Consider the following 11967-nt stretch of genomic DNA (forward strand, 5'->3'; position numbering starts at 1 on the left):
TCATATAAATTTTATTGTGGCAAAGGTAAGAAAAAAGAGGAAATTACCTCCATTTATCTCAAATAAATAGCATTTCTTAGTCATAGAAATAACGGACGGGAAACTAAATAAAAAGTCGCATAAGTACATTCTTCTATATGAAAAGTGCGACTTATGCGACTCAAATTCTTTTTTCTTTCAGAAACTGATATTCCTTACTTATCCCAAGTAAGATTTGAGCAATTTACTACGATTACTTTGTCTAAGTCTTCTAATTGCTTTTTCTTTAATCTGACGAACGCGCTCACGTGTGAGGCCAAACTTATCGCCGATTTCTTCTAATGTCATTTCCTGTTGTCCGATACCAAAAAACATCTGAATGATTTCTTTTTCTCTATCGGTTAACGTAGAAAGAGCTCTATCAATTTCCCTCGCAAGAGACTCATTAACCAGAGAGCGGTCCGCCATTGGCGAATCATCGTTCACCAACACATCCAACAGGCTGTTATCCTCTCCTTCCACAAAAGGCGCATCCACCGAAATATGACGGCCGGACACCTTCAGCGTATCAGAGATTTTATCAACCGGAATTTCCAGTTCATCTGCCAACTCCTCAGGAGACGGACGCCGCTCGTTTTCCTGTTCGAACTTGGAGAAGGCTTTACTGATTTTATTCAGCGAACCGACCTGGTTCAACGGGAGACGAACAATACGCGACTGCTCTGCCAATGCTTGCAGAATAGACTGGCGAATCCACCATACAGCGTAGCTGATAAACTTGAACCCACGTGTTTCATCAAACTTTTCGGCAGCCTTAATCAGTCCTAAATTGCCTTCATTAATCAAGTCAGGCAAACTCAAACCCTGGTTCTGGTACTGTTTGGCCACAGATACGACGAAACGAAGATTGGCACGTGTCAATTTTTCCAATGCTACACGGTCACCCTTACGAATGCGTTGAGCGAGTTCCACTTCTTCCTCAACAGTAATCAGGTCTTCACGGCCGATTTCCTGCAAATACTTATCAAGAGAAGCGCTCTCTCTGTTAGTGATACTTTTGGTAATCTTTAGTTGTCTCATTCTTTAAAAACAGATTTGGAGTGCAAAGTTACGACAAATAATTTGTTAACATACAAAATTAAGTAACTTTTACACTATATTTTTCTACTAATAAAACAAAAAGAGATGCCGGCAAGTTGATTGACGGCATCCTTTTTCTATTTCATTAGCTTATCCTGTAATCTTATTACCTTATTTTACACCTTATTCCTGAGTCAAATCGACGGCGAAGTATCCACGTTTGCCTGACGGGAAGACACCGGTCAAGAACAATACCTGGTTCGGAGACTTAACTGCAGCCTTCATTACTTCTTCCAGATCGCTGACTTTACGCATCGGCTGGTCGTTAGCTTTCAGAATGATAAATCCTTTGCGAACTCCTGCATCCGACATCTTACCGGAGGAAACTCCCGTTACTTGCAACCCATAGCCCAGATTCAATTGTTTTTTCAAATCATCCGGCAATTCTTTGAAAGCAGCTCCCAGGATTTCCATACCTGCATCCTTCACAATCTTGGTAGTACCCTGTTCGTTCTTCAACGTTACTTCAACGGTCTTTTCTTTCTTGTCACGGATCAGTTTCACTTTCACTTTGTCACCCGGACGATGTTTAGCGATAGCTTCCTGCAAGTCAGCCATGTTGGACACCTTCTTATTATCCAAACCGATGATTACGTCGTCTACCTTGATGTCAGCTCCTGACGCAGAACCGTTTTCTACGATTTCGGAAACCCATACACCTTCTACTACACCCAGTTCCTTCGCTTTATCTGCCAATGTCTTACCGGAGTTGTCAATCGGCTGACGGTCGTCCATTAGACTACTACCAATAGAACCACCACGGATACCGAGCAATGCACGTTGTACTGTTCCATATTGTTTCAAGTCGGCGATGACCTTTGTCATAATACTGGTCGGAATGGCAAAACCATATCCTGCGTATGCACCTGTGGGAGAAGAAAGTACGGAGTTGATACCTACCAATTCGCCTTTCGCATTCACCAGTGCGCCACCACTATTACCTTGGTTGATCGCAGCATCCGTCTGGATGAATGATTCTATACCATTATTATATACTCCCAACGAACGGGCTTTTGCACTTACGATACCGGCAGTTACAGTAGAATTCAGATTGAACGGGTTACCTACCGCCAATACCCACTCTCCTACTTTCAAAGCTTCAGAATCTCCTACCGGAATAGTCGGAAAATCATCGCCTTCGATTTTCACCAGTGCAAGGTCAGTGCTGGGATCGGTCCCAATCACACGTCCTTTGAACTCACGGTTATCATTCAGTTTCACACTGATTTCATCCGCACCATCAATCACGTGATTGTTCGTTACGATATATCCGTCTTTAGAAATAATCACCCCCGAACCGAATCCTACACGGGGCTGAGTTTGCACCTGACGTTGCTGCCCGCGTCCGTCTCCAAAGAAGAAATCAAAAATATCCGGCGCTTGCTGAACCGTTCTTGTTTTAGCTTCCTGAGTAGACCTTATATGTACGACAGCATGAAGCGAATTTTCCGCAGCTTGAGTCAAATCGACAGGTTGAGCGTTTACCGCGTCAAAAGCAGCCAATTTGACATTGGGATTCTGCTTGAACATCTCATTAAAAGATGTCTCTGTAGCAGCCTCGTTAGATTGCAACAATTTGTAAGTTGTCAATCCTGCAACTCCTGAGCTAAGAAGAACGATAGCTCCTACTCCCAGAATGTTCTTTGTTGTCTGTTTCATGATTTATAATTCTTTAAAATGTTAATATTCGACATTGTTTTAACTTTTACGACGTTAAAATAATAACAAATATCGTTCACTTATTCTACTTGTCACACTTTTTTGTCCTCTTTTAACAGAGAATATTTAGGGCTTAACAGCGGTTAACGACAACACCTGACAAATTTACATTCGTTGTATGTCAGGTAACGTTAACACTCTGACATTCATTCAGTAAGACTAGATTTTCATGACACCTATCCCGGGCAAATCATTCAGGGTGATTTTTCCTCGCACTACTTCCACTCCTTTAAAGCGGTCGTTGGAGATAAGCAGGTTGCCATCCAGGTCGGCAAAATCAACGAGTGGCGAGAATTGCGAAGCGGCAGATATAGCACAGGAAGTCTCTGTCATACACCCTACCATTACACGCATACCGAGCGCGTGCGCCAATGTCACCATTTTCCATGCCTCACGCATACCGGTACATTTCATCAACTTGATATTAATTCCCGTAAAAGCACCTTTCAATGCTGCCACATCTCCCAAACGCTGCAAAGACTCATCGGCAAATATCGGCAACGGACTCTGCTGGGTTATCCACGCAATGTCATCCAACTGCTCTTTCGGCATAGGCTGCTCTATCATCACAATCCCTTTTTCTTTCAGCCAATGAATCATATCGAGCGCGTACTGACGGTCTTTCCAACCTTGATTAGCGTCTATCGCTATCGGAAGGTCTGTCACCGAGCGAATGGTCTCAATCATCTCTTTATCATTGTCCCGTCCCAGTTTCACCTTTAATATATTAAACCGCCCGGCACATTCTTTTGTTTTCGCACGCACCACATCCGGAGTATCAATGCCAATAGTAAAAGTGGTAGAAGGCGTCTTTTCCTTATTCAATCCCCATATCTGATACCACGGAGCACCCAGCAATTTTCCCACTAAATCGTGAAGAGCAATATCCACTGCTGCTTTAGCTGCAGTATCTTTCGGCGAGAGACTGTCAATGTATGACAAAATGTCTTCTAACTGAAAAGGATCAGAAAACTGCTCCAAGTTCACCTTCCTGAGGAAATTCATGACAGACTCCACTGTTTCACCTAAATAAGGGGGCATAGAAGCCTCCCCGTATCCGGTGATCCCTTCATATTCTATTTCCACCTGTACGTCGGGAGTTGTAGTACGCGAATAGGTGGCCACAGTAAATACATGTCTTAATTTCAACTCATAAGGGAAAAACTTCATTTTCATCTTCCCGCCCAAGCCGAGTTTATTTATATATAAGGTAGAAGGTGATAATTCCCCGGCCAATGCCTGGCGAACCACTAGCCCGGAACCTAAAGCTGCAAAAGCCGCCGTTTTCAAGAAATCTCTTCTGTTTTGCATGTTTTCAAAGTTATAAGTGTGATAAGACAATAAAATAAAGAGGTTATTGTGGAAGGTAGTGAGGATTATGTTCCGTAGTATTCATCCCTTTCTCCTTATTTATATATGGCAGAAAGCGGACTGCAAAAAGCAAACGCCCCGTATTAAATTCATCATAGTTCTTATCTGCCGGTTCAAAGCTACTGATATGCACATCGCCAAGAGCATGGATAAACTGTTTATTTCCTAAATAGATACCGACATGAGAGATACCTTCTTTCCGTCCGGAAAAAGCTTTCCGACCGAAAAACACCAAATCTCCCCGTTGCACATTAGCAAAATCGGAAGTAATCTCGATGCGTTCTCCTACATAAGCCTGTTGCGATGCATCCCTGGGAATAATAATATCATGCATGAACAGCACCGTACGAACCAGACCGCTGCAATCTACTCCTTTGGAAGAAGTACCGGCCCACAGATAGGGAATGCCTATCATAGTATATGCAGTTTCGATAATACTCTCCACATCCTGTTTCAGAGAAGCTCTCCATTTTGTCTCCGGCTGTGAGATCGATTTGGAAATATATGCTTGCCGACCGTCCGGATAAGAGACTTTATAAAAATGCCCTTTGCTTCCTTCCCACTTCAAGCGGTTTCCTGCCACTACGTCAGATACGGTTTGCGATTTCTCATCCGGCTTCTCATAAGTGAATCCATAATGGGCAGTAACCACAATCTTTTCGGCACGGTTCCATTCATTATATCTTTCCTTCGACATGGGGGTAATAACCATTCGATGTACCCAACCGGTATAATCATCCGGTGTTTGAATCTCGTACCAACCCGTATATTGCAGAACTTTAACCGGCATTCCTAACAATGCTTGTGTACTCATACCGGAGGTAAACTTCCCCTCGTCACGTAAATTACAGACAGAAATATGTACTACTCCATAAGCGGAATCAGCAGGCATAGGACGTATCTCCTGAGCATTCAGGGTAACTGACACAACTGCCAGAAAGCAGCAGAAAAAAAGGATAATTTTCTTCATCGAACCATGATTTAATGATAGCAAAGGTAGAAATTATTTCTATTTGTGACACATTCTTTGGCTAAAACAAAATAAATGACGTATTTTTGCAGCCTAAAGCAGTTGGCCGGTCTGTCGCGTGCACGTTTTCGTGCAGGAGGAAAGTCCGGGCAACACAGAGCATCCTACTTCCTAACAGAAAGCTGTCCGTGAGGGTAGAGTAACGTAGAAGAAAATAACCGCCATTCCTTTCGGGGAGAGGTAAGGGTGAGAAGGTGGAGTAAGAGCCCACCAGCCGCATGGTGACATGTCGGGCTGTACGTCTTAGGAGTTGTAAGGTCATGTAAACCGGCGTTATGAGAGTTGCTCGCTCCATGTCGGAGGGTAGACCGCTAAAGTGCCGTGGTGACACGTCACTCAGATAAATGACAGACACCTTATTTATATAAGGTACAGAACTCGGCTTATAGGCTGACTGCTTTTTCTTTTTAAAACCCTGAGCCATGAAGAAGAAAATCACTGATATATGGAAGTTTCTTACGTATGACATTTGGCGCATCACGGAAGACGAAGTGACCAGAACTAAGTTCTCGCTCTACAATATTATAAAAACGATCTATCTTTGTATCAACCGGTTCACCAAAGACCGAATGGCTAACAAGGCCTCTGCGCTGACATACAGCACGCTGCTCGCCATTGTGCCGATACTTGCCATTTTATTTGCCGTAGCCCGTGGCTTCGGGTTCGACAACCTAATGGAACACCAGTTCCGCAACGGCTTCGGAGGAAATATAGAAACGACAGAAGCCATTCTCTCTTTTGTCAATTCCTATCTCTCACAAACCAAAGGAGGTGTTTTCATCGGAGTAGGTTTAGTGATGTTGTTATGGACGGTCATCAATCTGGTCAGCAATATTGAAATCACATTCAACCGTATCTGGGAAGTAAAGAAAGCACGTTCCATGTATCGCAAGATTACGGATTATTTCTCCATGTTCCTGTTGATGCCGATTCTGATAGTTGTTTCCGGAGGACTTTCCCTGTTTATGAGTACCATACTCAAACAAATGGATGATTTCGTCCTGCTTGCTCCTGTCATGAAGTTCATGATACGGCTTATCCCCTTCGTTCTCACATGGATGATGTTCACCGGGCTGTATATTTTCATGCCGAACACGAAAGTAAAATTCAAACACGCTCTTATTGCCGGTATTCTGGCCGGCTCCGCTTATCAGGCTTTCCAGTTCCTATATATCAACAGCCAGTTGTGGGTATCAAAATACAATGCTATCTACGGTAGCTTTGCCGCACTTCCTCTATTCCTGCTCTGGTTACAGATTTCCTGGACTATCTGCCTGTTCGGTGCTGAACTGGCATACGCGGGACAGAACATCCGCAGTTTTAGCTTCGACCAGGACACACGTAATATCAGCAGGCGTTACCGGGATTTTATCTCTATCCTGATTATGTCACTCATCGCCAAACGGTTCGAAAAGAACGATCCTCCTTATACGGCGGCAGAAATATCGGAAGAACATCAGATACCCATCCGGCTGACGAACCAAGTACTTTATCAATTACAGGAAATAGACCTGATACATGAGGTAGTAACCGACCAAAAAAGTGAAGATATCGGTTATCAGCCTTCTATGGATATCAACCAATTAAATGTAGCAATTTTGCTTGATCGTTTGGACACATACGGTTCCGAGAATTTCAAGATTGATAAAGACGAAGAATTTAGCGATGAATGGAAGGTGCTGACAGAATCGAGAGAAGAATACTATAAAAAGGCAAGTAAAGTACTACTCAAAGATTTATAAATAGCGCCTCCTTAGACCTTTAGAAATGAATTAACACAATTATAATAAAGAAAAATGAAGAAACTACTACTAAGTGCATTTGCTCTCTGCTTTGCAGGAACAATTGCGGCACAAGAAGCTCCACTATGGATGCGCTATTGCGCTCTTTCTCCGGACGGAACAACCATTGCATTCACCTACAAGGGAGACATTTACACAGTACCGTCAACCGGCGGACGTGCCACCCAAATCACCACGAATCCGGCTTTTGACACCACTCCGGTATGGAGTCCCGACGGAAAGCAGATAGCTTTTGCATCCGACCGCATGGGGAGTCTTGATGTTTTCGTTGTCGCCAAAGAGGGAGGAGTCCCCCAACGATTGACCACTCATTCCGGCAGCGAAAAGCCTGTCGCTTATAAAGACGACAAGCATATCCTGTTCACAGCTAATATCGCCCCTTCTGCCGAGGATGCCGGATTTCCCTCGGGACAATTCCAGCAGATATACGAAGTGGCCGTTACAGGAGGACGTCCCACCATGTTTTCATCCATGCCTATGGAGTGTATCTCTATTAATAAGGAAGGAATTATGCTTTATCAGGATAAAAAAGGATATGAAGACTACTGGCGTAAACATCAGGTATCCCCTATCGCCCGTGACATCTGGAGCTATACTCCCGGAAAGACGCCCGTATACCAGAAGCAAACCACTTTCGGAGGTGAAGACCGTGAACCGGTATGGGCTCCCGACGGTAAGTCATTCTATTATTTGAGTGAAGAAAAAGGTTCGTTCAACATCTTCCAACGTACCCCCGGAGCAAATACTTCCAAGCAAATCACTTTCCACACCAAACATCCGGTACGCTTTCTGAGTATGGCAAGTGAAGGTAAATTATGCTACGGCTATAATGGCGAGATTTACACGCTTGTTCCGGGCGGACAGCCACAAAAAGTAAATATCACTATCCTGTCGGATAAGATAGACAAAGACATCATCCGCCAGATCAGATCGTACGGCGCAACTGACATTGCCGTTTCTCCTAAGGGTAAGGAAGTGGCATTTATCATGCGCGGTGATGTATACGTCACTTCTATCGACTACAAAACGACGAAGCAAATTACGAATACTCCCGACCAGGAACGTGACATCAGTTTTGCCCCCGACGGACGTACTTTAGTTTACTCATCGGAACGTAACGGACTTTGGCAACTTTACACATCAACGATCGTACGTAAAGAAGAAAAGCAGTTCACTTATGCCACCGAATTGAAAGAAGAATGCTTGACTAAATCTAACGTCGCTTCTTTCCAACCACAGTATAGCCCTGACGGAAAGGAGATTGCTTTCCTTGAAAACCGTACGGCTATTCGTGTTATCAATCTGAAAAGCAAAGCTGTACGTACTGTTATGGATGCCAAATACCAGTATTCTTATGCAGACGGTGACCAATGGTTCCAATGGAGTCCCGACAGTAAATGGATTCTCTCTGATTTTATTGGTATAGGCGGCTGGAATAATAAAGATGTGGTACTGTTGAAAGCTGACGGAAAAGGAGAAATGGTGAACCTTACCGAAAGCGGATACAGCGACACCAATGCCAAATGGGTATTGGGTGGAAAAGCCATGATATGGAACAGTGACCGTTCCGGATACCGTAGTCACGGTAGCTGGGGAAGCGAAAGCGATACCTATATCATGTTCTTCGATGTAGATGCATACAACCGTTTCACCATGAGCAAAGAGGACCTCGCCCTACTTGAAGAGGCTGAAAAAACAGAGAAAGAAGAAAAGGCCAAGAAGGAAAAAGAGGAGAAAGAGAAAGCTGAAAAGAAGAAAGATAAGAAAGACGCTAAAACAAAAGATACCAAGAAAGAAGAAGACAAGAAAAAAGAAGAAGTCAAGCCGCTGACCTTCGACCTCGAAAATCGTTTCGATCGCATTGTCCGCCTGACAGTCAATTCTTCCCGTCTTAGTGACGCAGTACTGACTCCGAAAGGCGATGTACTCTATTATCTGGCAGCTTTCGAAGGTGACTATGATTTGTGGGAACATAAATTAAAAGAAAATACCACCAAAATATTGCTCAAAGGAGTCGGTGGAGGTGCATTGATCCCCGATAAAGAAGGTAAGAACATCTTTATGTGCACAAGAAGCCAACTAAAGAAAATCGAAATCGCCGGCAGCAAAGTCACTCCGATTGAATTTGAAGCCTTCTTCGATTATCGTCCTTATGGCGAACGCGCATATATCTTCGACCATGTCTACCAACAGGTAAATGATAAATTCTATGTCGCAGACCTTCAAGGAACCGACTGGAAAGGATATAAAGAAGCTTACCAACGCTTCCTGCCACATATCAATAATAATTATGACTTTGCTGAAATGCTGAGCGAACTGCTCGGAGAACTGAATGCCTCACATACGGGAGCCCGTTATGCAGGTGGAGGCAGTGCATTATCTACCGCTACATTGGGCGTCTTCTATGATGAATCATATAGTGGTACAGGACTGAAAATCAAAGAAATTCTGGATCAGAGTCCTTTCACTCAAAAGAAAACTGATGTGAAAGCAGGATGTATCATCGAAAAAGTAGACGGAAAAACGATTGAAGCCAATGCTGATTACTTCCCATTGTTTGAAGGCAAGGTAGGACGCAAAGTAATACTTACCGTATATGACCCGGCCACCAAAAAGCGTTTTGAAGAAACTGTGAAAGCTATCAGCTATGGGGCACAAAGTGAATTGCTCTACAAACGTTGGGTGAAACGTTGCGCACAGAAAGTAGAGGAGTTATCTGGCGGTCGCATTGCCTACGTACATATAAAAGGAATGGATAGTCCGAGCTTCCGTAAAATGTACTCCGAGTTACTGGGACGTTACCGCAACAAAGAAGCTGTCATAGTAGATACCCGTCATAATGGCGGCGGTTGGCTGCACGATGACGTCGTTACCCTTCTGAGCGGAAAAGAATACCAGCGTTTCGTTCCACGTGGACAATATATCGGAAGCGACCCATTCAACAAATGGCTGAAGCCTTCATGTATGTTAGCTTGTGAAGACAATTACAGTAATGCTCACGGTACTCCATACGTATATAAGACATTAGGCATCGGAAAATTGATTGGTACTCCCGTTGCAGGAACCATGACTGCTGTATGGTGGGAACGACAGATTGACCCATCTATCGTATTCGGTATCCCACAGGTAGGATGTATGGATATGCAAGGAAAATATCTCGAAAATCAAACTTTACAACCAGACATTCTGGTCTACAACGAACCGGGAGCCAGCCTGAAAGGAGAAGATGCTCAACTGAAAGCAGCAGTAAATCATCTACTGAAAGAGTTGTCAAAAAAGAAATAAGTATATTAATATAAAAGCCCCGAAATATGGGGCTTTTATATTAAACTATCTATCAGCGACCTAATACATTCATTTTTGGTTTTAAAGAAAGAAGTCGTTCCTTTAAAACCAACGACGCCTTCTGTTATATAGCTATTCTACAAGTTGGAAATATTTATTCTTTTAGAATCAGTAACGATTATAAGAAACCACTTTTTCCTGCGGCTTTCTCATCTTCTTCCGCTTCTCCTTTATCGGATATCCGATCGCAATATCCAGTAACAGACGTTTGGAAGCAGGTATGCCGGTCAAGCGCTTTATCTCCTTTTCATCAAACCAGCCCAAAATACACGATCCCAGTCCTTCACTTTCAGCAGCCAGTGTGATATGAGCAGCAGCAATTCCAATATCAATCAGCGGGAAATGCTTATCCTTCACTTTTCCTCCAAGTAGAGAAGTGATATTGGCGGACTCTTCTACAATCAGGATATGCACTGGAGCATCCTTAGCAAATTTATTCATCCCAAGTCCTGCAGCAGCCTTACCCACTTTTAAAGCCAATTCACGGTCAGTTATCACCACGAACTTCCAAGGCTGTGCATTACAGGCAGAAGGAGCCAAACGACCCGCCTCTAAAATCCTCTCCAACTTCTCCGCTTCTACCGAACGTTCTTTATCATACGCCCGGTCACTCTGCCGGGAAAGTACCAATTGCAGAAAGTCTATATATTCCATATTATTTGTATTGAATCATCCGGCTGATATACTTGCCGATTATATCAAACTCGATATTCACCACACTGCCGATTGTAAACGTATGGAAATTGGTATATTCATAAGTATAAGGAATGATAGCCACCTGAAAAGTATCATCTGTCGGATTACATACCGTCAGACTAACACCGTTCACGGTCACCGAACCCTTATCAACAGTAATATATCCGCGCTTTGCCATTTCTTTATCAAACGCATACCGGAATGTAAAGTACCAACTTCCTTCTGCATCCTTAATATCAATGCAGGTTGCAGTCTGGTCTACATGTCCCTGAACAATATGCCCATCCAAACGGCCGTTCATCATCATGCTACGCTCTACATTCACCTTATCTCCTACCTTCAACAGACCGAGATTGGAACGTTCCAATGTTTCTTTCATGGCAGTCACCGTATACGTGTCATCCGTCAGACTTACTACTGTCAGGCAGACACCGTTGTGAGAAATACTCTGGTCGATTTTCAACTCATTCACAAACGAACACTTAAATGTAAAGTGTATATTCTCCTGGTCTTTCACCAGTGCTACCAAGGTAGCATATTCTTCTACAATTCCGGAAAACATAATTTACGATTTTACGATTTGAAATACTCTTTTTATATAGGGTTCAAAGATACAAATAAGCCGGCAGGAAAGAAAATAAGAGCAAAAAAAAATGGGGCTTTTCACAAAGCTCCATTTTTCAGTTTTCAATAGGTATTAGTTTTTTTTAAGGTAAAAAGATTGTTTTCAGGATAACGGTGCAAATATAGTCGCTTTTACTGATACTCTCCAAATTATAAAACATGTCATATAACATCTTTTTGAAAATTCTTTGGATTTATTATCATTTGACGCAAAAACGCCTGTAACTTACCCGTTATAGGAGACAAATATAGGATAAAATT

General features: G+C 43.1%; 8 protein-coding genes and 1 other RNA gene. 3 read left to right on the top strand and 6 right to left on the bottom strand.

Annotated elements, in window-relative coordinates; genetic code table 11:
* Positions 1-198 precede the first annotated feature (198 nt).
* From CGC64_RS14735 to CGC64_RS14750, 4 genes are all read right to left on the bottom strand, one after another.
* The gene (locus CGC64_RS14735; protein WP_002561589.1) at positions 199-1059 is read right to left on the bottom strand and encodes a sigma-70 family RNA polymerase sigma factor; all 861 of its coding nucleotides are present in this window, start codon (positions 1057-1059) and stop codon (positions 199-201) included.
* 183 nt (positions 1060-1242) lie between these two features.
* Positions 1243-2778, bottom strand: coding sequence for a trypsin-like peptidase domain-containing protein (locus CGC64_RS14740; protein ID WP_005678199.1), 1536 nt, complete (start codon positions 2776-2778; stop codon positions 1243-1245).
* Positions 2779-2997: 219 nt separating this feature from the next.
* Complete coding sequence (locus CGC64_RS14745) at positions 2998-4149, bottom strand: dipeptide epimerase (protein WP_005678198.1); 1152 nt, start codon at positions 4147-4149, stop codon at positions 2998-3000.
* 43 nt (positions 4150-4192) lie between these two features.
* Positions 4193-5179, bottom strand: a complete 987-nt coding sequence (locus CGC64_RS14750) for a C40 family peptidase (protein ID WP_032855237.1) — start codon at positions 5177-5179, stop codon at positions 4193-4195.
* A gap of 98 nt (positions 5180-5277) precedes the next feature.
* Here CGC64_RS14750 and rnpB point away from each other — a divergent pair.
* The 3 genes from rnpB (at position 5278) to CGC64_RS14765 (ending at position 10326) form a co-directional block, all read left to right on the top strand.
* Positions 5278-5641, top strand: an RNA gene (gene rnpB, locus CGC64_RS14755) — RNase P RNA component class A.
* Between the two features lie 20 nt (positions 5642-5661).
* Complete coding sequence (locus CGC64_RS14760) at positions 5662-6981, top strand: YihY/virulence factor BrkB family protein (protein WP_005678195.1); 1320 nt, start codon at positions 5662-5664, stop codon at positions 6979-6981.
* A gap of 54 nt (positions 6982-7035) precedes the next feature.
* Positions 7036-10326 (top strand): S41 family peptidase, encoded by a 3291-nt coding sequence (locus tag CGC64_RS14765; RefSeq protein ID WP_005678194.1) that lies wholly within the window; start codon positions 7036-7038, stop codon positions 10324-10326.
* Between the two features lie 168 nt (positions 10327-10494).
* Here CGC64_RS14765 and CGC64_RS14770 read toward each other — a convergent pair whose 3' ends face one another.
* Positions 10495-11040 (bottom strand): nitroreductase family protein, encoded by a 546-nt coding sequence (locus CGC64_RS14770; RefSeq protein WP_005678193.1) that lies wholly within the window; start codon positions 11038-11040, stop codon positions 10495-10497.
* A gap of 1 nt (position 11041) precedes the next feature.
* The gene (locus CGC64_RS14775) at positions 11042-11644 is read right to left on the bottom strand and encodes a riboflavin synthase (protein WP_005678192.1); all 603 of its coding nucleotides are present in this window, start codon (positions 11642-11644) and stop codon (positions 11042-11044) included.
* Positions 11645-11967: the final 323 nt, after the last annotated feature.

Origin of the sequence: Bacteroides caccae (assembly GCF_002222615.2) — a bacterium.
GTDB lineage: Bacteria > Bacteroidota > Bacteroidia > Bacteroidales > Bacteroidaceae > Bacteroides > Bacteroides caccae.